This is a genomic window from Actinomadura sp. KC216 (assembly GCF_004348535.1).
Classification (GTDB): domain Bacteria; phylum Actinomycetota; class Actinomycetes; order Streptosporangiales; family Streptosporangiaceae; genus Spirillospora.
In genome coordinates this window covers 1-20575 of sequence record NZ_SMJX01000138.1, presented here as the reverse complement: position 1 = coordinate 20575, position 20575 = coordinate 1, and the positions used below count along the sequence as shown (strand labels likewise).

The window sequence follows — 20575 nt, the reverse complement described above, 5'->3', positions numbered from 1 at the left end:
CTTCCGGGGGCTCAGGAGACCGAGGACGCGCCGGACGGGGAATGGATCGTCCGGTCCGTGTCCGGCGCCGGGGCGGGCAAGGCGTACCGGTGCCCCGGATGCGACCAGGAGATCATGCCGGGCGTCGGGCACGTCGTCGCGTGGCGGGCGGACGACCAGGGCGGCGACGACCGGCGGCACTGGCACCGTCCCTGCTGGCAGGCGCGGTCGCGGCGCTCGCCCCGTGTGCGGCGGTCGCGGAACGCGCCGCGTTACTAAGGAGATTCATGGCGGAGATCAGGGCGGCCACCGTGCTGCCGGCGCGGCGCGAGGAGATCACGCTGCACACGTCCGACGGGCTGGACCTGGTCGGCGAGCTGGCGCTGCCGCTCGACCGGCCGCCGGTGGCGACGCTGGTCTGCCTGCATCCGCTGCCCACGGCCGAGGGCATGATGGACAGCCACGTGCTGCGCAAGGCGTCCTACCGGCTGCCCGCGCTCGCGGGGCTCGCGGTGCTGCGGTTCAACACGCGCGGGACGACGTCCGCGCGCGGCACGAGCCAGGGCGAGTTCGGCGAGGGGGAGACCGAGCGGTTCGACGTGGCGGCGGCGCTGGAGTACACCGAGTACCACGATCTGCCGCGCCCGTGGCTGCTCGGCTGGTCCTTCGGGACGGAGCTGGCCCTGAAATGGGGGCGCGACCCGCTGGTCGAGGGCGCGATCCTGCTGTCGCCGCCGCTGAAGCGCGCGGGCGACGCCGACCTCGACGCCTGGGGCGCCGACGGGCGGCCCGTCGTGGCGCTCGTCCCCGAGTTCGACGACTACCTGCGTCCGGCGGAGGCGCGGGAGCGGTTCAAGCGCGTCCCGCAGGCCGAGGTGGTCGCGGTCGACAACGCCAAGCACCTGTGGGTCGGCGAGCCGTACGTGCGGATCGTGCTGAACGAGATCGTGAAGCGCGTCGCCCCGGACGCCGCCCCGCTGCCCACCGAATGGGACGAATCGGACAAGTAACAGCTTGCGGCCGGTCACGGCCATTTCCGTCACGTTTGCCCGATAGCGGGTAAACGATGGTGGAGGCGACGCCGTCCGGGAGGACCGGCCATGACCGTGCAGCTGTACGCCAGGGACGTCGGATCCGGCACGCCGCTCGTCCTGCTGCACGCGTTCCCGCTCTCCTCGGCGATGTGGCTCGCCCAGCGCGAGGGCCTCGCCGACCGGTTCCGGGTCATCACCCCCGACCTGCGCGGCTTCGGCGGCTCGCCGCTCGGGGACGACGACCCGTCCGTCGACGCGATGGCCGACGACGTCGCCCGGCTGTTCCGGCGGCTCGGCGTCCGGCGGGCCGTGGTCGGCGGGCTGTCCATGGGCGGCTATGTCGCGATGGCGCTGTGCCGGCGGCACCCCGACCTCGTCCGCGGCCTCGTGCTGGCCGCCACGCGCGCCGCCGCCGACAGCGGGCCCGTCCGGGAGAACCGGCTGCGGCAGGCGGGACGGCTCGACGGCGACGGCACCATACGGGTCCTCGTGGACGAGGTGCTGCCCACGCTCGTCGGGCCCACCACCTTCCGGCAGCGCGCCCTGGTCTACGGGCGCGTCCGCGGGCTCGTCCAGGCCACGCCGCCGCGCGCCGCCGCGTGGGCGCAGCGCGCCATGGCCGGGCGCCCCGAGTCGTTCGGCACGCTCCGCGGCCTCCGCGTCCCCGCGCTCGTCATGATCGGGGACGAGGACGCCCTCGCCACCGAGGACGAGGCCCGCGCCATGGCGGACGCGTCCCCGAACGCGGAACTGCTCGTCATCCCGCGCGCCGGGCACCTGTGCGCCGTCGAGCAGCCGGACCTGTTCAACCAGGCCGTGGCGGAGTTCACCGCCGCCCTGGCCCGGACCAGCCGCTGACCGGGCCTTCCGGGCTACATCGTCTCCTGGCGCGGCACGACGATCTCGCGGATCAGCAGCGAGATCGCCGCCGCGGTCGGGATCGCCAGCAGCGCGCCGACCACGCCGAGCAGCGCCCCGCCGACCAGCGCCGCCACGATCGTCACCGCCGGCTGGACGTCGACCGTCCGTTTCATCACCCGTGGATAGACCAGGTAGTTCTCCACCTGCTGGTAGATCAGGTAGAAGACCGCGCAGACGATCAGGTCGGTGACGTTCCCGGTGAGGAACGCGACCAGGCTCACGACGACCGCCCCGATCGTGGCGCCGATCAGCGGGATCAGGTCCGTCACCGCGACGATCAGCGCCAGCGCGAGCGCGTACTTCACCCCGAGGATCGACAGGAAGACGTAGGAGATGGTGCCCGCGATGAACGCGATCGTGAACTGCCCGGCGACGTAGCCGCCGATCCGGTCGAGGATCTCGTCGCCGAGCAGCGCGACCCTCGCTCTTCGGGAGCGCGGTGCCAGCTTGTAGAAGAACGTCTTGATCTGCGGCAGCGAGCTCATGAAGTACAGCGTCAGGATCAGGATCGTGATCGTCTGGAAGACGCCGCTGACCGCGACCTTGCCGATCCCGGTGGCGATGTCGGTGAGGCTCTTCTGGAAGTCCTCGCCCTTGACGGTCTCCTCGGCACGGTCCAGCAGCCCGTAGCGCTTGTCCCAGTTCGCGAGTGTCTTGTTCTCCTGCAGATCCTCGACGTACTCGGGGATGTTCTTGCGCAGCTCGGTGACCTGCTCGGACACCGGCTGGACGAGCGAGGCCACGAACCCGGCGAAGAACAGGATGACGACCATGAACACCGCAGCGACGGCCGCGCCGCGCGGCAGCCCGAACCTGCGCAGCCGCTCCACGGCCGGGTTGAGCCCGACCGCGAGGAACATCGCGACCACGATCATCACGATCACGGACTTGGCGTTGGACGCGGCCTGCACCAGCAGCCACGCGGTGATGACGCCGAGCGCGGCGGTGAACCCGAACACGAACGGGTGCGCGCGGCCGAGCGGCTGGCCGGGCCGCCCGAACGGGAAGCGGTGGTCGACGCCCGCCTCGCGCCTGCGCTGCTCGACGTCGTGCGCCGGGTCGGGCGCGTCCGGCTCGGGCGTCACCTGCACGCCCGCCGCCGTCGCCGTGGGCGCCGGGAGATTGACCGGGGCGCCGGTGGCCGGGTCACGCTCGCCGACGGGCTGGTCGATCTCCTCCGGCTTCAACGCGCCGCTGGCCGCGACGACCTCCGCGTCCGGCTCCTCCGGCGTCTCCCGGTCATCCGGCGTTCCGGGGCCATCCGCCTCGGACGCTTCGCGCTCGCCGCGTTCGCCGCCTTCGTCGCGCTCGGCTTCGTCGCGCTCGCCGTCGTCGGGGGGCGGGGCGGCTGCCGGGACCGTGCCGCCGGGGGTCGGACGCCCGTCGTCGTGCGTCGTCTCCACACCGTCCTCGTGGGGGCTCTGGTCGGGCACCGCTCTCCTCTTTCCGTCCGGCCGCGGTCGCCCGCCCGGTCCGCGGCCGGGACCCGGATCGAGCAACCACGAGGTAAGACGTAGGAAAGCCTAGAGGCGTTTCCGGCCTCTAGGCTTTCCGTCGCACGTCGACCGCGTCACACGGTCGTGAACCGGGTCACTCCTGCCACCAGTCCTCGTCGTCCTCGTCGGACTTCTTGGCCTGGGCCTGCTTGGCCGGCGCGCCCTTCGCGGCCGGCTGCTGCTGCTTCGGCTGCTGCTGCGCCGGGGCCGGCTTGGGCTCGGCCGCGGGGATCGCGGCCTTCTCCGGGGGCGCGGCCAGCTCGGCGTCGCCGCCCATCGTCGGCGCGACACCGCCGATGAGCTGGCGCAGCTGGTTGAGGTGGCTGGTGATGCTGTCGCGCTGCCGGGTGAGCTCGTCGACCTGCCGCTGCGCCGCGGTCCGGACGCGGTCGGCCTCGGCCTTGGTCTCGGCGAGCAGCTGCTCGGCCTGCGCCTTGGCCTCGGCGATCACGTTGTCGGAGTTCTTGCGGGCGTTGGCCATGAGCTGCTTGGCGTGCGAGTCGGCCTCACGCCGGGTCTGCTCGGCCTGCTGGGTCGCCTTCGCGGCCCGCTGCTCGGCCGACGCGGCACGCTGCTCCGCCTCGGCGACCAGCTTCTGCGTGGCCTGCTGGGCGGCGGTGTGGCGCTCGGCGTCCTGCCGGTCGGCCTCCTCGCGGCGGGCGGCCAGCTGGATCTCGAACTCGGCCTCCGCCTGCGCGCGCTGGGCCTCGCTCTCCTCCAGGATGCGCTGGGCCTGGGCCCGCATCTCGTCGGCCTGCCGCTTGGCGGTGGTGAGGATCTCGTCCCGCTCGCGCTTGGTGGACGCGCGCAGCTGCGCGACCTCGCGCTCGGTCGTGGTCCGCAGCTTGGCGATCTCGCGCTCGGCGGCGGCGCGCTTCTCGGCGACCTCGTGGTCGGCGGTGGCGCGCAGCTTGGCGACCTCGCGCTCGGTCGTGGAGGTCAGCTCGTCGGCCTCGCGGCGGGCCGACGTGCGCACCTCCTCGGCCTCGCGTTCGGCGGCGCCGCGCATGTCGTCGCCCTCGCGCTGGGCGTTGGCGCGCAGTTCGGCCGCGTCGTTCTCGGCGTTGGCGCGCTGCTCGGCGGCGTCGACCTTGGCCGCGGCCTTGATCTCGTTCGCCTCGGACCTGGCGGCCTGCACGAGCTCGGTGGCCTGCTCCTCGGCCAGCCGGAGCAGCTGCTCGATGCGGGCGCCGAGACCGGAGTAGGTCGGGCGTTCCTGCTCCTGGAGCTGCCGGTGCGCGTCCGACAGTTCCCGCTGCAGGGCCTGGGTCTGCTCTCGGGTCTGCCGGACCTCGTTGTCGAGCGATTTGATGTGCTCGTCGACCTGGTGCCGGTCGTAGCCGCGGAGCACCACGTCGAACTCGCGTGGGGGCGTGTCTTCGAAGAAGTTGCTGAGCTGGGCGTCGATGTCGGACTGCATGTGGCTCAATCCTGGATGTGACGGGGCTACCAGTGGTTCCGGGGACCGGTTGATCGCCTGGCATGACGGCATGACTGGCTCGCATGACGGGCTCTGTGCCCCAGACCTCTTCCGGCGAATGAAGCCTACTCCCGACACTGCCGTGTTGGGGGTTCATCTTGACACGCTGCGTGGTTTGTCTGGTTTGTGATCGGGCTCACCGTGCCCGAGAGTCCGCAGGTACCGGGCCCACAAATACACCAAATGTGTCTGAACAGTCACAGAGCGGCGGTCGGTGTCGGGCCCTCCGGCGCGGTGATATCGAACACGTCACGATCCGGTCGCGCTCCGGGGCGGGGGCGTCGCAGGCCCTGTGGGAGCGCGGCTCCGGCCGTCCGCGACCACCGCCCGCAAGATCATGCGGGGTCCCGGCGCTTCTCGACGAGCTCGGTCAGGACGCCGTGGCAGTCCTTGGGGTGCAAAAAGTTGATCAAGGATCCCATGGATCCGTTCCGCGGCGTGTCGTACAGGACGCGGACGCCCTTGCCCGCGATGCCGGCGGCCTCCTCGGCGACGGTGCCGTCCGTCCCGAACGCGATGTGGTGCACGCCCTCGCCGTTCTTCGCCATCCACCTGGCGACCGCGGAGTCGTCCCGGATCGGCTGGATCAGCTGGATGTAGCTCGCCGCCCCGTCCCCGGTGTCGTTGATCTTGAGCATGCACTCCCGGACGCCCTGCTCCTCGTTCACCTCGAAGTGCGCGTCGGTGAAGCCGTAGGTCGTCCTGTAGAACTCGGCGGTCGCCTCGAGATCGTGACAGGCGATGCCGATGTGGTCGATACGGGTCAGCATGGGCGTTCTCCCTACTCCGTCGTCCAGGCGGGGCCTAACGGAACCGAACGGTGTTCTCCTGGGTATCGTGGCAAACGTCGCCGACGCACCCCTTGGAGGCCCCTGAATGTCCGTGATCGTCGCTGGCGCGCGCACCCCCGTCGGGCGCCTGATGGGCTCGCTGAAGGACTTCTCCGCGGCCGACCTCGGCGCGCACGCGATCAAGGCGGCGCTGGAGCGCGCCAGGGTGACCGGCGACCAGGTGCAGTACGTGATCCTCGGCCAGGTCCTCCAGGCGGGCGCGGGGCAGATCCCGTCCCGGCAGGCGGCGGTCAAGGCGGGCATCCCGATGAGCGTCCCGTCCGTCACGATCAACAAGGTGTGCCTGTCCGGGCTGGACGCGATCGCGCTCGCCGACCAGCTCATCCGGGCGGGCGAGTTCGACATCGTCGTCGCGGGCGGCATGGAGTCGATGACACAGGCGCCGCACCTGCTGCCGAAGTCGCGCGGCGGCTACAAGTACGGCTCCGTCGAGGTCCTCGACCACATGGCCTACGACGCGCTCACCGACGCGTTCGACGGCCTCTCCATGGGCGAGTCGACCGAGCGCCACAACGCCAAGCTGAACATCTCCCGCGAGGAGCAGGACGAGTTCTCCGCCCGCTCCCACCAGCGCGCCGCCGCCGCCATCAAGAACGGCGTCTTCGACGAGGAGATCGCACCGGTCGAGATCCCGCAGCGGCGTGGCGAGCCCGTCGTGTTCGCCACCGACGAGGGCGTCCGCGGTGACACCACCGCCGAGTCGCTCGCCAAGCTGCGCCCCGCCTTCAGCAAGGACGGGACGATCACCGCGGGCTCGTCCTCGCAGATATCCGACGGCGCCGCGGCCGTCGTCGTGATGTCCAAGGCCAAGGCCCAGGAGTTGGGGCTCACCTGGCTCGCCGAGATCGGCGCGCACGGCAACGTCGCCGGGCCGGACAACTCGCTGCAGTCCCAGCCGTCCAACGCGATCAAGCACGCCCTCGGCAAGGAGGGCCTGAGCGTGGCCGACCTCGACCTCATCGAGATCAACGAGGCGTTCGCGTCGGTCGGTGTCCAGTCGATGCGCGACCTCGGCGTCGGCCCCGAGAAGGTCAACGTCAACGGCGGCGCCATCGCGCTCGGCCACCCGGTCGGCATGTCCGGCGCCCGCATCGTCCTGCACCTGGCCTACGAGCTGAAGCGGCGCGGCGGCGGCATCGGCGCCGCGGGCCTCTGCGGCGGCGGCGGACAGGGCGACGCCCTCATCCTCCGCGTCTAGGGCGGGGTGGGGCTGGCACCAGTCCCATCCCACCGGCCAGCCGCATCGTGCCGGTCCGTTCGTGATCTTTAGCCTCGACGGACCGCACCGACGATGACGACTGGAGGAGACGGCGATGCACTCGGACGCCGTGCGTGCGCGGGCGAGGCGCGGCCCGCCGGCCGTGACCGGGACCTTGATCCTCACCGCGGGGGTGGCGGTCGCTTCCGCGGCGCCCGTGTCGGCGGCCGCCGGGCAGGCCGGAAGGGGCGGGGACGGGCTGCGCCGCGACGTCGACGGGCTCCACCGGCTCGGCATCACCGGTGTGCTCGCGGAGGCGCACACCCCGGAGGGACGGATCGCCGCGCGCGCCGGCGTCGCCGACCTGCGGACCGGACGGCCCGTCCCGCCCGGCGCCCATTTCCGCGCCGCCAGCATCACCAAGACCTACGTCGCGACCGTCGTGCTCCAGCTCGCCGGGGAGGGACGGCTCGGCCTCGACGACACCGTGGACCGGTGGCTGCCGGGGCTCGTCCGCGGCAACGGCAACGACGGACGGAAGATCACGATCCGCCACCTGCTCCAGCACACCAGCGGCCTGCACAACTACCTGCGGGACATCCCGCTGCTGGAGAGCGCCGGCTACTACCGCGAGCACCGCTTCGACGGCTACACGCCCGAACGGCTCGTCGCCCTGGCGCTGGAGCACGAGCCCGACTTCCAGCCCGGCGACACCCGCCCCGGCGGGACGCCGAAGTGGAACTACACCAACACCGGCTACATCCTGCTCAGCATGATCATCAAGAGGGCGACCGGCAAGGACTGGCAGGACGAGGTCGGCGCCCGCGTCATCCGGCCGCTGCGGCTGCACGGCACGTACGTCCCGGGGCACCGCGCCACGCTGCGCCGCCCGTTCGTCCGCGGCTACCACCAGTACGGCGTCGGCGCGCCGCTGACCGATGTGACGCTGCTGGACCCGAGCGTGGCGGACGCGTCCGGCGCCATGGTCACCACGCTGACGGACAACAACCGGTTCTTCCGGGCGCTGATCGGCGGGCGGCTGGTCCCGGCGCCGCTGCTCGCCCAGATGCAGCGGACCGTCCCGACCGGGTGGGACGGCCCGTACGAGGGCTCCCGGTACGGGCTCGGCCTGTTCTGGTACCCGCTGCGCTGCGACCGCGCGGGCTACTGGGCGCACGGCGGCGACATGCTCGGCTACAAGATCCGCGAGGGCGTCCGCGCGGACGGCGGCTGGGCCGTCACCGTCGCGATGGCGACCCAGCTCGCCGGGGAGCCCGCCGAGCGGCAGGGGATGGCCGCCAGGGCGACGATCGAGAACGTGCTCTGCTGACCCTGCTCCGCCCCGTCACTGCGACGAGGGAGTGATGGTGACCGTCGTGAAGCCGAGGGCCTTGAGCATGTTCTCCAGCATCGTCTTCGTGTTCGCGTAGGCGCGTTCCTTCAGGCCGCTCTGCGCGGCGGCCGTCTGGATCTTCTGGGCCGCCAGCACGTAGAGCTGCTGCTGGTCGTTCGGGTTGCTGCTGAAGAAGTCGCCGAGACGGTCGAACAGGCCGCGTTCGGTGGCGTGGACGTAGCTGTGCTTCGTGTCCAGGTTCGTCTTCTCCAGCTGGGCGGGCGGCAGCGTGAGGGTGGCGGTCGTCCGGTCGGCGTTCACCTTGACGGCGCCCGAGCCCAGCTTCGAGAAGTCCACGTAGGCGTCGACGGAGCCGTTCCCGACGAACAGGGTGCGCTTGCCGCGCAGCCCGTCCGGCAGGAACCTGGCGTCCTTCTCCAGGTCGACGATGACCTGGAAGTTGCCGCTCGCCGCCTCGTAGCGGTGCAGGTCGCGGATCGACTGCAGCAGGACGGGCCCGCTGCGGTCCTTCGTCTCCTCCGCGAACGGGTTCAGCCAGCCGGGGAGGCCGCGCAGGGCCTGCTGGGCCAGCAGCACGACCGCGACGGTCACGACGATGAGCAGTGCGGGGGCGAGGAGCCCGCGCCGGGGCAGAACGGAGAAGGACCTGCGGGGCGCGTCGTTCTTCGGTTCCGAGCGAGCCATGTACCGGACGTTCCCACCTGGATCGTCCCGTACCTGGCGAGATGGTTAGGTCGGTGTGAGCGGCGAGGTCGCGCAGTCGCCGGACGCGGCGGCCCGCCCCTCAGTTTCCGCGCGCTCCGCTGTGCCCTCCGCTGTGTTGCAGGCGCCCTCCGCCGCCGTGCCCCGCGTGCCCGGCGTGCCCGGCGGTGCCCGCGCGTCCCGGGGTCTTGCGCTTCGGGACGACGGCGCTCGAATCGGCCGCGGCACGCCCCGGCCGCGGCACGTGCTGGACGGTGCGGGTGTCGGTCACCCGGAAGTGGGCCGGGCCGAGCGCGCAGGACCGGTAGGCGGCGAAGTGGAGGCGCAGCCAGGCGCGGCGCCGGGCCTCGCTCCAGGACGCGAACCGGCGCGCGGCGCGGGCGTCGGGGATGGCGGGGGAGTCGTCGCCGAGGAGCCAGGCGTCGACCATCGAGCGGTAGCCGTTCGGCGGGCCCGCGCAGGTGCGGGCGTCCTTGAGGCTGTCGCTGATCTGCCGGACGGCCCGCGCCGCGTACCCGGGCGACAGCCGCTCGTCGAGGTGGACGGTGGCGACGCCGTCGACGACCGCGATCGGCGCCCACGCGGGACGCTGCTCGACCGTGGTGAACGCGCCGGGCGTCCCGTTCAGCCGCGCGGCGAGCGGGGTGGCCGCCGCCATCAGCCGGGGCAGCGCGTCCCGCAGCGCGGGGTGGACGCACACGGTCAGCGGCCACTCGCGGCACACCGGCTCGGCCGACACGGGCGCGGCCGTCCCGCCGCCGGAGCGGTGCAGGCCGAGCGTGGCGGTGCCCGTCGCGGCCAGCGCCATGAGCAGCGGCAGGACGATCAGGAACCGGCGCGTCGCCCACAGCACGTAGCCGAGGATCAGCGCGGTGGTCAGCCCCACCGCCCAGGTGACCTGGTCGGCGAGCACCCCGGGGCGCAGCGTGGTGAACAGGGCCAGGTTGTCGAACGCGGCCGGGGGAAGCAGGCTCCACCACGACATGCCGGGGACGCGGGCCGCCGCCCACACCGACGTGACGGCGACGACCAGGGCCGCCGTGGCGCGATGCGGGACGACGCGTCCCGTCAGGTAGCCCGCGACGACGTGCAGTACGAGCGAGCCCGCTCCCGAGAGCACGCCCAGCGGGTTGGGGTTCCCCGACCCCGCCTGCGCGAGGGTGATGACGGTGACCACCAGCGTCACCGCGACGTAGGAGGCCAGCGCGGCGGCGGACAGCAGGAGCAGATCGAACAGCACGCCCGTGGCGGGCGAGCGGGCCGTGAGGTCGCGCAGGTAGTCGAGCGGGCGTTCCCGTACCGCCGTCCACGCGGCCAGGCCCGCGGCGACGGGGCTCAGGTAGCGGACCGCGTTGAGCAGCGCGACGACGGTGTTGTCCCAGTAGGCGACCGCGGGGGACAGCGACAGCGCGGCCGCCGTCGTTCCGACCGCGGTCAGCACCGGCACCGCGACCAGCAGTGCCGTGCGACGGGCGTCCAGCCGGAGCACCCGCCCCAGGTCAGACACCGGAGGCGCTCCCGGCGGGCGGCCGCCTCGCCCGCGGCCTGACCAGCTGCGGCAGCGGCGGCTGCGGCAAGGGCAGGTGCGGCAGCGTCAGCCGGGGCAGCGCCGGCCGCGCGGGACGGCGGTGGCCCGCCACGCCCGCCTTCCGCGGCGCCGCCCCCGGTACCGGTTCCGCGCCGTCGGGGTTCGTGGCCGCGTGCGGCGCGCCGTCGTGAGGCGCGCCGTCGTGGGCGATGGCGCCGAGGACGCGGCGGTCGGCGGGGGTGCGGCCGCGGCGGGCGGCGGCCGAATGGGTGGGCTGCTCGGTCAGCCTGCCGCGGGCGAGGGTGAAGAGCCGGTCGCACCAGCCGGTGAGCGTCTCCGGCGCGTCGGCGGTGATCACCACCGTCGGGGCGAGGGAGCGGAGGACGGGGATCAGCTCGGCCATCGCGGCGGTGAGCGCGTGGCGCCCCGGGCCGGCGGCGCCGGTGGGCCAGGGTTCGGCGGCGGCGCACAGATCGCCGAACGGGTCGTCCAGCAGGACGACGTCCGGCTCGTGAACGCAGGCGGCGGCGAGCCCGGCGCGGAGGCGGACGTCGGCCGGCAGCAGCGCGAGCTCGGTGCCGGCGGCCTCGGCGAGGTCGAGCCGCCGCATCATGGAGCGCGCGGTGGACGCGCTCGTCCGCTTGTAGTACGCCGCGTACTCGACGAACTCGCCCGCGGTCATGTGCTCGGCGCGGGAGAACCGCGCCGGCAGGTATCCGATGCCGGCCCGCGCGGCGCGCAGGGCGGCGGCGTTCGTGATGTCGTGTCCGAGAATGTGCAGCGCGCCGGCATTCGGCCTGCGCAAGGTCGCGAACGTGGCCAGCAGAGTGGATTTACCGGCACCAGGTGGACCGGCAAGGCCGACCACGCCTTCGGGAACGCCGAAGGTCACCGGGCGCAGGAGCCACCGCCCCCCGCGGCGGACACCCATTCCTCGGGCCACGATCACGGAATGCTCCGCGATCACAAGATTCCCCCCATAGCTTGTCATGCGATCGCGGCGCCGGCCTGCGAACCGGTGCGGCGGGTGCGCCGGTGGCCTCGGTCCCCCAACCTGCCACGCGCCGTCCGCCCGGCCGGGCCTCCGCCGTTCGGCGGGCCCGGTGCGCCGGTCGCTTTAGCCGTGCCGCGATGCATCGACACGGTGACTATAACCGGGCTTGGTGATGGCTGTCAGCAATCTTTTTGCCTTTACGGCGGTACTCCTGGATTCTTTGCCTGCCGCGCCGAAGGTGAGAATTAGAAAAAGCCGGACAATTGGCGAATTGCACGCTGGATCGGGATGGGACGGGCGTCTCGTGCGGGCGGAGCGGTCCGCTTCGAGCGGACGGACGCGCAGCCACCGGCGGTCATGGGGCAGGATGGACCCATGTCTTCTCGGGACTTTTCGTTGCACGGGGCCATCGACCTGGGGGCGCGCCAGGCGGCCTCAAGGAAGCAGCAGGAACGCCGGGCCCAGGGAGGCGGCGCGTCCGCGGGCGCGGGCGCCGGGCAGTACGTCGTGGACGTCACCGACCAGACCTTCAACACCGAGGTCGTGGAGCGGTCGCAGTCCGTCCCCGTCCTCGTGGACTTCTGGGCCGAGTGGTGCGGGCCGTGCAAGCAGCTCTCGCCGATCCTGGAGAAGCTCGCCGCCGAGGCGGCCGGCAAGTGGATCCTCGCCAAGATCGACATCGACGCCAACCCGCAGCTCGGCGCGTACATGCAGCAGATGGGCGTGCGCGGCATCCCGTTCGTCGCGGCGGTCGTCGCCGGGCAACTGCTGCCGTTCCTGAACGGCGCGGCGCCCGAGGCGCAGGTGCGCCAGGCCATCGACCAGCTCTTCGAGGCGCTGCGCAAGGAGGGCATCCTCCCGGACGCCCCCGAGGGCGAGCAGCCCGCCGGAGGCGGCGCTGAGGCGCCCGCCGCCGACCCGCTCTACCAGCAGGCGCAGGAGGCCTTCCACAGCGGTGACCTGGACGGCGCCAAGGCCGCGTTCGAGGGGATCCTCGCGGCCGATCCGCGCGACGCCCAGGCCAAGCAGGGGCTCGCGGCGGTCGAGGTGAGCATCCGGGTCCGGGCGCTGGACGACCCGGAGCGCGCCCTGCGGGAGGCCGCGGAGAAGCCCGGCGACGTGCAGGCGCAGATCGGCGCGGCCGACGTGGAGATGGTGTCCGGACGGCCCGAGCAGGCGTTCGAGCGGCTGCTGGCGGCGGTCAGGGCGAGCGCGGGCGACGACCGCGACGCGGCGCGCAAGCACCTGCTGGTGCTGTTCGAGGTGCTGCCGCCGGACGACCCGCGCGTCGCCAAGGCCCGCCGCTCCCTCCAGTCCGCCCTGTTCTGACCGGCGCGTTCCGCCTGATCGGCGGGGTTCCGTCCATGCCCCGAGCGGGCATGGACGGGATGTGAGCGCGCGCGTGGTGACGATCTCCGCCACGTACGGGACGGGCGGTTCGAGCATCGGCCCCGCCGTGGCGGACCGGCTCGGGCTGCGCTTCGTCGACCGCGCCATCCCCGAGCTCGTCGCCGGGGAGATCGGCTGCACGCTGGAGGAGGCGCTCGCCCACGACGGCCGCGCCGAGAGCGGCATCGGCCGGATCCTCGCGGGCGCGGCGCGGCTGCCCACCCTCGCGCTCGGCATGGACGTCTACATCCCCGATCACGGGTTCGTCCCGCCGGAGGAGTTCGTCGAGCACACCGAGAGCGTCATGACCCGCCTGGCCGATGAGGGCGGGGCCGTGCTGCTGGGCCGGGCGGCCGCGGTCGTCCTCGCAGGCCGGGCGGACGCGCTGCACGTCCGGCTGGACGGCCCGAAGGAGCGCCGCCTGGCCCGCGCCATGGCGGACGCCATCGCGGGGACCGGGCCTCCCGACCGCGATGTTGAGCGTATGCTCGAAGACAATGACCGCGCCCGGACGGCCTACGTGAAGCACTTCTACGGGGCCGACCCCGCCGATCCACGGCTCTACCACCTCGTGATCGACGCCACGAGGTTCCCCGCGTCCGCGACCGCCGGCCTCATCGCCCAGGCGGCGCGGGCGTTCTGAGCCGTCGGCCGGTCGGCCAGGCCGGGCCGCGGCCCCCATCCGGAGCAGAGGGAGCAGTTGTCGTGGCGAGCGTGCCGAGCGTGTCGTACTCCATCACCGTCCGGCTCGAGGTGCCGGCGGGCGGCCGGGCCGTCAGCCAGATCACCCACGTCGTGGAGAACGCCGGCGGCATCGTCACCGCCCTCGACGTCAACACCGCCGGGCACGAGACGCTCCGCATCGACGTCACGATCGCGACCCGCGACACCCAGCACGCCGAGGCGATCGCCGCGGCGCTGGAGCGGATCGACGCCGTCAAGATCCACAAGGTCAGCGACCGGACGTTCCTGATGCACCTCGGCGGCAAGATCGAGATGCAGTCCAAGGTGCCGCTGCGCAACCGCGACGAGCTGTCCATGGCCTACACGCCCGGCGTCGCCCGCGTCTCCCTCGCGATCGCCCGCAACCCCGAGGACGTCCGCCGGCTGACGATCAAGCGCAACAGCGTCGCGGTCGTGTCGGACGGCTCCGCGGTGCTCGGCCTCGGCAACATCGGCCCGGAGGCCGCGCTGCCCGTCATGGAGGGCAAGGCGGCGCTGTTCAAGCGGTTCGCCGGGATCGACGCCTGGCCGATCTGCCTCGACACCCAGGACACCGACGAGATCGTCCGGACGGTCCAGATCATCGCGCCCGCGTTCGGCGGCATCAACCTGGAGGACATCTCGGCGCCGCGCTGCTTCGAGGTCGAGGCCCGGCTGCGCGAGCTGCTCGACATCCCCGTGTTCCACGACGACCAGCACGGCACCGCGATCTGCGTCCTCGCCGCGCTGACGAACGCGCTGCGCGTCGTCGGCAAGGACCTCGGCTCCGTCCGGATCACGATGGCGGGCGCGGGCGCGGCGGGCAGCGCGATCCTGAAGCTGCTGATCCACGCGGGCGCCCGCGACCTCGTCGTCTGCGACTACCGCGGCGCCGTCCACGCGGGCCGCGACGACCTGGACGACTCGCTCCGCTGGATCGCGACCAACACGAACGCGGGCGGCTACGCGGGCGACCTGCGCGGCGCCGTGAAGGACGCCGACGTGTTCATCGGCGTGTCCGCCCCCGGCATCCTGAACGGCGACGACATCGCGACGATGAACGGCGACGCGATCGTGTTCGCGCTGGCCAACCCCGAGCCCGAGGTGTCGCCGGACGAGGCCCGCGAGCACGCCGCCGTCGTCGCCACCGGCCGCAGCGACTACCCCAACCAGATCAACAACGTGCTGGCGTTCCCCGGCGTGTTCCGCGGCCTGCTGGACGCGCAGGCCGACGGCGTCACCCTCGACATGCTCGCCGCCGCCGCCAAGGCCCTGGCGGAGGTCGTCACGCCGGACGAGCTGGGCCCGAACTACATCGTCCCGAGCGTGTTCCACCCGGACGTCAGCACCCGCGTGGCGGGCGCCGTCCGCGAGGCCGCCGGCGGCCGCCCCCGCACCGAGGCCTGACGGCGAGAACCGGCCGGACGAGAAGCGCGGCTACGTGTTCTTCTTCGAGAAGACCTGCTCGCGGCGGCGGGGCCAGATCCCGCCGTACCAGAAGATGATCGCGCCGGTGAGGATGATGCCGACGCCGGTCGCCGCGCGCGCCCACACGACGTCGTCGGGGCCGGTGTGCGGGAGCTTCTCCGGCGGGGTCCTGGTCGGGGTCGGCGTCGGCGTCGTCCCGGCCCCGCCGCCCGACTTCTTGCAGTTCGCCGTGAAGCTCCTGGCCACGATCCGCTTGTTGGCCCAGTTGACCGTGATGCGGGTGCGGCGGTCCTCGCGGAGCTTGATGGCGACCGTCCGGGTCGAGTCCGGCCGGATCTGGCCGGGGATCGCGGCGGTGTCGTCGTCCTTCTCGATCGCGAAGTCGATCGTCTTGTCGCTGGTGTTGCGGACGGTGACGGTCACCGTCCGGGCCGGGCACGACACCGCCCCGAAGGTGGCCGTCACCACCGGTATCGCGGACGAGCCGCTGGGGGACGGGCTGGTGGTGGTGGCGGACGCGGCGCGCTCGGAGTCCGGCGACACCCAGTTGATCAGCGCCGGGACCGCGAGCAGCGCTCCGATCACGAAGAACACGGCGGCGATGACGACCCTGGGCAACTGCATCGCTGTCCTCCCCGGCCCGCCGGCGTACGCCGCGCGGGTGGCCGATGATCCTAGATCATTGTCGACCTAGGTTCTTGTGGTGCCGATATCCCCATCGATAGGAATGCGTAACAGGCTAACGAGCCCTGGGACGTGCCGCCGGAGGTCCGCGCAACGCATGATGGAACCCATGGAAGACGGCATCAGGGTGGGGCTCCTGCTGGTGGCGACCCCCCAGCTGGAGGATCCGAATTTCCGGCGGAGCGTCGTCCTGCTGGTCGAGCACGACACCGAGGGCGGGACGCTCGGCGTCGTCCTCAACCGGCCGACCGAGGTGCCGGTCGACCGCGTCCTGCCGCCGTGGGCCGAGCTCGTCACCGGGCCCGCGGTGGTGTTCCAGGGCGGCCCGGTCGCGCTGGAGAACGCGCTCGCCCTGGCCCGCCTGCCCGGCGAGGACGAGCCGCTCGGCTGGCGCGCCCTGGACGGCGGCACCGAGGTGGCCAGGGTCGGCCTGGTCGACCTGGAGGCCCCGCCGGGGCTGCTGGCCGCCGAGCTGCTGCAGTTCCGGGTGTTCGCGGGCTACGCCGGATGGTCGGCGGGGCAGCTGCGCGGGGAGATCGAGGACGGCTCCTGGTATCTGGTGCCCGCCGAGGCGGGCGACGTGTTCGCCGCCGACCCGGACGGGCTGTGGCGGCAGGTCCTGCGCAGGCAGGGCGGCGACCTGGCATTCGTCTCCACGTTCCCCGACGACCCGACGCTGAACTAAGGTGAACGACGTGAGTACGAAGATCCTGCCCGACGGCGACACCCAGACAGATGTGCGGCCGGACCTCTCGCACGGTGACGGCGACCATGAGCGGTTCGCGCACTACGTGAAGAAGGCGAAGATCACCGAGAGCGCGGTGAGCGGCACGCCCGTGATCGCGCTGTGCGGCAAGGTCTGGGTGCCGAACCGGGACCCGAAGAAGTTCCCGGTCTGCCCGGAGTGCAAGGAGATCTACGAGTCGATGAAGCCGGGCGGCGGCGAAGGCGACGAGTGACCGGCCGCCGCTGGGGAGCGGTGGCCGAGGGCGCGCCTCGCCGGTAGCGGCATGCGCGCGTGAGAGGTCCCGCGGTCGGGGGACATGACCGCGGGGCCCTCGCAGTTCCACGGGGTTTGAACACATCTACGGGGGATCGATGCGGCGGATCGCCGGGGTTTCACTCTGCGCACTACTGGTCACGGTGTGCGCTGCTCCAGTTTCGCTAAGTGACGGCACGCGGGCCAAGGACAGGACGGGGGCCGTTGCCGGGACGCGGGTGAAGACCGCCCCGGTGGCGGCGGCGCGGGACGGCGACGGATGCCTCCCGGAGGGCGGTGCGCGGAGCGCGCGTCCGGGCGACCGGGCCGATCTCGGCCACGACGAGGTCGTCGCCATGCTCGCCGACCTCCGCCAGACGCTCACCGCCCGGTTCGGCACGTCCGACGAGCACCGCCTCGACTCGATGCTGCGCAGGGCGCGGCCCATCACCGTCCCGGTGCGGTTCCACGTCGTCCACAGCGGGAGCAGGGGGCGGCTGTCGAAGGCCGCCGCGCAGCGGCAGATCGCCACGCTGAACGCCGCGTACGGGGGGAAGAAGGGCGGCGCCGACACGCGCGTCAGGTTCCGCCTCACCGGATTCGACCGGACGAACAAGCCGTCCTGGTTCCACCACCCGCGCAAGTACGAAGGCGCGATGAAGAAGCGCCTGCGCAAGGGCGGCCGCGCCACGCTGAACGTCTTCACCGCCGCCGTGGGAACCGACGTGCTCGGCTTCGCCACGTTCCCGCACCAGTACAGGAAGGAGCCGCGCCTCGACGGCGTCACCATCGACTACCGCAGCCTGCCGGGCGGGCCGCTCAAGGAGTTCGACCGCGGGTACACGGCCGTCCACGAGATCGGGCACTGGCTCGGGCTGCTGCACACCTTCGAGGACGGCTGCCTGCCGCCGGGTGACGGGGTGCGCGACACGCCGTACGAGGCGATGCCGGCGGAAGGATGTCCTGACTTCCGCGACACCTGCCCGCAGCGGGGCGACGACCCGGTGCACAACTTCATGGACTACGCCCACGACGCCTGCATGCGGGAGTTCACCGCAGGCCAGGGCCGCAGGATCCGCGCCGCCTGGGCCGCGTACCGGGGCCGCTGACACCGGTCGCGCCGCCGCGGGCCCGCCGCGAGCCGGCTGTGGATCTCGGCACAAGTGGGGTCGCGGCGGCGCGATCTGTCGGTGGGGCTCGGTAGCCTTCGATGACCGTGAGCACCTTCGCCGCATCGAGCATGCCTCCCGCCTTCCCCGAGCGGGCCGCCTGGGGGACGGCGTCGTCCCTGCGCGCCTGGCAGCAGCAGGCGCTGGAGGCTTACTTCGGAACGGACGGCACGCGGCCCGGCCCGCGCGACTTCCTCACCGTCGCGACGCCCGGCGCCGGTAAGACGACGTTCGCGCTCCGCCTGGCCCGCGAGCTGATGGAGCGCCGCGTCGTCGCCGCGATCACGGTCGTGTGCCCGACCGAGCATCTCAAGCGGCAGTGGGCCGAGTCCGCCGCCCGCGTCGGCATCAAGATCAACCCCGAGTACCAGAACGGCGACGGGCCCGTCGGCAAGGACTTCGACGGCATCGCCGTCACCTACGCCACCGTCGCGGCGCGTCCCGCGCTGCACCGCAACCGCACCGAGTCCCGCAAGCACCTCATCATCTTCGACGAGGTCCACCACGCGGGCGACGGGCTGTCCTGGGGCGACGCCGTCCGGGAGGCGTTCGAGCCCGCGACCCGCCGCCTGGCGCTGTCCGGCACGCCGTTCCGCACCGACATCAACCCGATCCCGTTCGTCCAGTACGACGAGGGCCCCGACGGCGTGCGCCGCAGCCGCGCCGACTACACCTACGGCTACGGCCCGGCCCTCGCCGACGGCGTCGTCCGCCCCGTGATCTTCCTGGCGTACGCGGGGGAGATGCGCTGGCGCACCCGGGCCGGCGACGAGATCACCGCGACCCTCGGCGAACCCCTCACCCAGGACCAGACCGCCCAGGCGTGGCGCGCCGCGCTCGACCCCAAGGGCGACTGGATCAGGCAGGTCCTCGGCGCCGCCGACCGCCGCCTCACCGAGCTGCGCCGCGCCATCCCCGACGCGGGCGGCCTGGTGATCGCCACCGACCACGAGACCGCCCGCGCCTACGCCGGGATGCTGCGCGCCGTCACGGGCCAGAGCGCCACGGTCGTGCTGTCGGACGACCCGGGCGCGTCCAAGAAGATCAAGCAGTTCACCGACACCGACGACCGGTGGATGGTCGCGGTCCGGATGGTGTCCGAGGGCGTCGACATCCCGCGCCTCTGCGTCGGCGTGTACGCCACGTCCACCAGCACGCCGCTGTTCTTCGCGCAGGCCATCGGCCGTTTCGTGCGCGCCCGCCGCCGCGGCGAGACCGCGTCGGTGTTCCTCCCGTCGGTCCCCACGCTGATGGGGCACGCCGCCGACATGGAGGAGGAGCGCGACCACGTCCTCGACCGTCCCGTCCGCGAGGACGGCCTCGACGACGACCTGCTCGCCGAGGCCAACCGGCAGAAGGACACGCCGGACGCGGTCGGCGAGGAGCTGCCGTTCGAGACCGTCGAGGCGTCCGCGACGTTCGACCGCGTCCTCTACGACGGCGGCGAGTTCGGCATGCACGCCCAGCCCGGCTCCGCCGAGGAGGAGGAGTACCTCGGCATCCCCGGCCTGCTCGAACCCGAGCAGGTGTCGGCGCTGCTGCGCAAGCGCCAGGCCGACCAGCTCGCCGGCGAGCGCAAGAAGAAGACCGGCGACCCGCGCGCCGACCGCACCGCCGCCGAAGACCTCGCGACCCTCCGCCGCGAGCTGAACGGACTCGTCAACGCCTGGTACCACCGGACCGGCCAGCCGCAGGGCGTCATCCACAGCGAGCTGCGCCGCTCCTGCGGGGGCCCCGCCGTCCCGCAGGCCAGCGCCGACGACCTCCGCAAGCGCATCGACAAGATCCGCGAATGGGCCGCCAAGCGGCGCCACTGACCGCGTCCGGAGAAAATCGGTGGCGCGTCGCCGGGCTCGCTCCTACCGTCGGACGCTGTCAGGATCGCCTGCCGAAGGAGTCCGTCATGTACCGCGACCACGACGCCGAGGCGTCCTTTTGAGCGGACCAGCAAGCGCCGCCGGGGGTTCCCTCTAGCGAGACCAAGGTCAAGCGCGGCGCCCGTAAAGTCGGCGTCGACACCGAACTGATCGAGAAGCTCGGCGGCGGCGACCCGTGCCCCTGCGGCTCCGGACGGCGCTTTCCGCCGCTGCTGCCGTCCCACCGGCCGCTACGACGACACCCTGGGCCACTACTACGTCCGCGACTGACGCGACGGGTCGCCGGAGGCCGGGGAGAGGTCGAAGGCCCGGAGGAGACGGGTGACCGTCTCCTCCGGCGAGCCGGTGATGGGGACGGTGAGGACGCCCTCGTCCGGGGCCGGGAGTTCCAGGTCGGCGAACTGGGTGTCGAGGAGGTCGGCGCTGAAGAAGTGGGCCTCGCGGCCCCCGATGCGGGCGGCGATCAGGTCGCGGTCGCCGTCCAGCATGGCCACGCGGACGCCCGGCCGCCCGCCCGCCACGATCTCGCGGTAGCGGCGCTTGAGCGCGGAGCAGCTGACCACGCCGGGACGTCCCGCGGCGAGATGGTCGTCGACCCAGGCGGCGATGGCGCGCAGCCAGGGGAGCCGGTCACCGTCGGTCAGGGGATGGCCCGAACGCATCTTCTCGATGTTGGCCTCGGTGTGGAACGAGTCGGCGTCGGCGTAGTCCCAGCCGAGCCGCTCGGCGAGGAGCCTCCCGATCGTGGTCTTGCCGCTGCCGGACACGCCGGCGATCACGATGACCGTGGGGGGTGGCGGGGCCGCGGGG

Annotated in this window: 20 protein-coding genes; 12 read left to right on the top strand and 8 right to left on the bottom strand. The window is 72.7% G+C overall.

What is annotated here, in order from left to right; all coding sequences use genetic code 11:
- From E1264_RS23310 to E1264_RS23300, 3 genes are all read left to right on the top strand, one after another.
- A partial coding sequence (locus E1264_RS23310; protein ID WP_132176946.1) for an ATP/GTP-binding protein occupies window positions 1–258 on the top strand: 258 nt, incomplete at its 5' end.
- Between the two features lie 8 nt (window positions 259–266).
- Window positions 267–989, top strand: coding sequence for an alpha/beta fold hydrolase (locus E1264_RS23305; protein WP_132176944.1), 723 nt, complete (start codon window positions 267–269; stop codon window positions 987–989).
- 90 nt (window positions 990–1079) lie between these two features.
- Window positions 1080–1871, top strand: coding sequence for an alpha/beta fold hydrolase (locus E1264_RS23300; RefSeq protein WP_132176942.1), 792 nt, complete (start codon window positions 1080–1082; stop codon window positions 1869–1871).
- A gap of 14 nt (window positions 1872–1885) precedes the next feature.
- On the opposite strand, the gene E1264_RS23295 is transcribed toward E1264_RS23300, so the two are convergent.
- The 3 genes from E1264_RS23295 to mce all read right to left on the bottom strand — a co-directional run bounded on the left by E1264_RS23295 (window position 1886) and on the right by mce (window position 5680).
- A complete protein-coding gene (locus tag E1264_RS23295) occupies window positions 1886–3367 on the bottom strand; it encodes an AI-2E family transporter (protein ID WP_243711120.1) in 1482 nt (493 codons plus the stop codon).
- Between the two features lie 157 nt (window positions 3368–3524).
- Complete coding sequence (locus tag E1264_RS23290) at window positions 3525–4850, bottom strand: DivIVA domain-containing protein (RefSeq protein ID WP_132176940.1); 1326 nt, start codon at window positions 4848–4850, stop codon at window positions 3525–3527.
- 395 nt (window positions 4851–5245) lie between these two features.
- Window positions 5246–5680 (bottom strand): methylmalonyl-CoA epimerase, encoded by a 435-nt coding sequence (gene mce, locus E1264_RS23285; protein WP_132176938.1) that lies wholly within the window; start codon window positions 5678–5680, stop codon window positions 5246–5248.
- 106 nt (window positions 5681–5786) lie between these two features.
- On the opposite strand from mce, the gene E1264_RS23280 reads away from it, so the two are divergent.
- Together E1264_RS23280 and E1264_RS23275 are read left to right on the top strand one after the other, a co-directional pair.
- On the top strand, window positions 5787–6959 hold the full coding sequence (locus tag E1264_RS23280; RefSeq protein WP_132176936.1) for an acetyl-CoA C-acetyltransferase: 1173 nt from the start codon (window positions 5787–5789) through the stop codon (window positions 6957–6959).
- 115 nt (window positions 6960–7074) lie between these two features.
- Complete coding sequence (locus E1264_RS23275) at window positions 7075–8289, top strand: serine hydrolase domain-containing protein (RefSeq protein ID WP_132176934.1); 1215 nt, start codon at window positions 7075–7077, stop codon at window positions 8287–8289.
- Window positions 8290–8304: 15 nt separating this feature from the next.
- Here the strand turns inward: E1264_RS23275 and E1264_RS23270 are convergent, their stop codons facing one another.
- The 3 genes from E1264_RS23270 to E1264_RS23260 form a co-directional block, all read right to left on the bottom strand.
- Complete coding sequence (locus tag E1264_RS23270; protein ID WP_132176932.1) at window positions 8305–8997, bottom strand: DUF4230 domain-containing protein; 693 nt, start codon at window positions 8995–8997, stop codon at window positions 8305–8307.
- Window positions 8998–9097: 100 nt separating this feature from the next.
- Window positions 9098–10522 (bottom strand): hypothetical protein, encoded by a 1425-nt coding sequence (locus tag E1264_RS23265; protein ID WP_207936092.1) that lies wholly within the window; start codon window positions 10520–10522, stop codon window positions 9098–9100.
- Complete coding sequence (locus tag E1264_RS23260) at window positions 10515–11474, bottom strand: ATP-binding cassette domain-containing protein (protein ID WP_243711121.1); 960 nt, start codon at window positions 11472–11474, stop codon at window positions 10515–10517. The genes E1264_RS23265 and E1264_RS23260 overlap by 8 nt, the downstream gene beginning before the upstream one ends.
- Window positions 11475–11912: 438 nt before the next feature.
- Here E1264_RS23260 and E1264_RS23255 point away from each other — a divergent pair, with 438 nt between their 5' ends.
- The 3 genes from E1264_RS23255 (at window position 11913) to E1264_RS23245 (ending at window position 15035) form a co-directional block, all read left to right on the top strand.
- Complete coding sequence (locus tag E1264_RS23255; RefSeq protein WP_132176928.1) at window positions 11913–12866, top strand: tetratricopeptide repeat protein; 954 nt, start codon at window positions 11913–11915, stop codon at window positions 12864–12866.
- A gap of 61 nt (window positions 12867–12927) precedes the next feature.
- Window positions 12928–13569 (top strand): cytidylate kinase-like family protein, encoded by a 642-nt coding sequence (locus E1264_RS23250; RefSeq protein ID WP_132176926.1) that lies wholly within the window; start codon window positions 12928–12930, stop codon window positions 13567–13569.
- 62 nt (window positions 13570–13631) lie between these two features.
- Complete coding sequence (locus E1264_RS23245; RefSeq protein WP_132176924.1) at window positions 13632–15035, top strand: NAD-dependent malic enzyme; 1404 nt, start codon at window positions 13632–13634, stop codon at window positions 15033–15035.
- A 30-nt stretch (window positions 15036–15065) separates the two neighbouring features.
- On the opposite strand, the gene E1264_RS23240 is transcribed toward E1264_RS23245, so the two are convergent.
- On the bottom strand, window positions 15066–15680 hold the full coding sequence (locus E1264_RS23240; RefSeq protein ID WP_132176922.1) for a hypothetical protein: 615 nt from the start codon (window positions 15678–15680) through the stop codon (window positions 15066–15068).
- 169 nt (window positions 15681–15849) lie between these two features.
- Between E1264_RS23240 and E1264_RS23235 the strand changes: the two genes are divergently transcribed.
- The 4 genes from E1264_RS23235 (at window position 15850) to E1264_RS23220 (ending at window position 19705) form a co-directional block, all read left to right on the top strand.
- Complete coding sequence (locus tag E1264_RS23235; RefSeq protein ID WP_132176920.1) at window positions 15850–16425, top strand: YqgE/AlgH family protein; 576 nt, start codon at window positions 15850–15852, stop codon at window positions 16423–16425.
- Between the two features lie 10 nt (window positions 16426–16435).
- Window positions 16436–16699: a DUF3039 domain-containing protein gene (locus E1264_RS23230; RefSeq protein WP_207936091.1), complete on the top strand. Its 264-nt coding sequence runs from the start codon at window positions 16436–16438 to the stop codon at window positions 16697–16699.
- A 259-nt stretch (window positions 16700–16958) separates the two neighbouring features.
- Complete coding sequence (locus tag E1264_RS23225; RefSeq protein ID WP_243711119.1) at window positions 16959–17828, top strand: zinc metalloprotease; 870 nt, start codon at window positions 16959–16961, stop codon at window positions 17826–17828.
- A gap of 131 nt (window positions 17829–17959) precedes the next feature.
- Entirely contained in the window at window positions 17960–19705 is a 1746-nt protein-coding gene (locus E1264_RS23220; protein ID WP_207936094.1) for a DEAD/DEAH box helicase, read from the top strand.
- 314 nt (window positions 19706–20019) lie between these two features.
- On the opposite strand, the gene E1264_RS23210 is transcribed toward E1264_RS23220, so the two are convergent.
- The coding region (locus E1264_RS23210) for a gluconokinase, GntK/IdnK-type (RefSeq protein WP_347813415.1) at window positions 20020–20575 on the bottom strand (556 nt) is incomplete at its 5' end.

Bases quoted from the DNA above. Each gene is read 5' to 3' on its own strand.
- E1264_RS23305 (WP_132176944.1), top strand. From the start codon at position 267: ATGGCGGAGATCAGGGCGGCCACCGTGCTGCCGGCGCGGCGCGAGGAG.
- E1264_RS23300 (WP_132176942.1), top strand. From the start codon at position 1,080: ATGACCGTGCAGCTGTACGCCAGGGACGTCGGATCCGGCACGCCGCTC.
- E1264_RS23290 (WP_132176940.1), bottom strand. From the start codon at position 4,850: ATGCAGTCCGACATCGACGCCCAGCTCAGCAACTTCTTCGAAGACACG.
- mce (WP_132176938.1), bottom strand. From the start codon at position 5,680: ATGCTGACCCGTATCGACCACATCGGCATCGCCTGTCACGATCTCGAG.
- E1264_RS23280 (WP_132176936.1), top strand. From the start codon at position 5,787: ATGTCCGTGATCGTCGCTGGCGCGCGCACCCCCGTCGGGCGCCTGATG.
- E1264_RS23275 (WP_132176934.1), top strand. From the start codon at position 7,075: ATGCACTCGGACGCCGTGCGTGCGCGGGCGAGGCGCGGCCCGCCGGCC.
- E1264_RS23270 (WP_132176932.1), bottom strand. From the start codon at position 8,997: ATGGCTCGCTCGGAACCGAAGAACGACGCGCCCCGCAGGTCCTTCTCC.
- E1264_RS23260 (WP_243711121.1), bottom strand. From the start codon at position 11,474: ATGGGTGTCCGCCGCGGGGGGCGGTGGCTCCTGCGCCCGGTGACCTTC.
- E1264_RS23255 (WP_132176928.1), top strand. From the start codon at position 11,913: ATGTCTTCTCGGGACTTTTCGTTGCACGGGGCCATCGACCTGGGGGCG.
- E1264_RS23240 (WP_132176922.1), bottom strand. From the start codon at position 15,680: ATGCAGTTGCCCAGGGTCGTCATCGCCGCCGTGTTCTTCGTGATCGGA.
- E1264_RS23235 (WP_132176920.1), top strand. From the start codon at position 15,850: ATGGAAGACGGCATCAGGGTGGGGCTCCTGCTGGTGGCGACCCCCCAG.
- E1264_RS23220 (WP_207936094.1), top strand. From the start codon at position 17,960: ATGCCTCCCGCCTTCCCCGAGCGGGCCGCCTGGGGGACGGCGTCGTCC.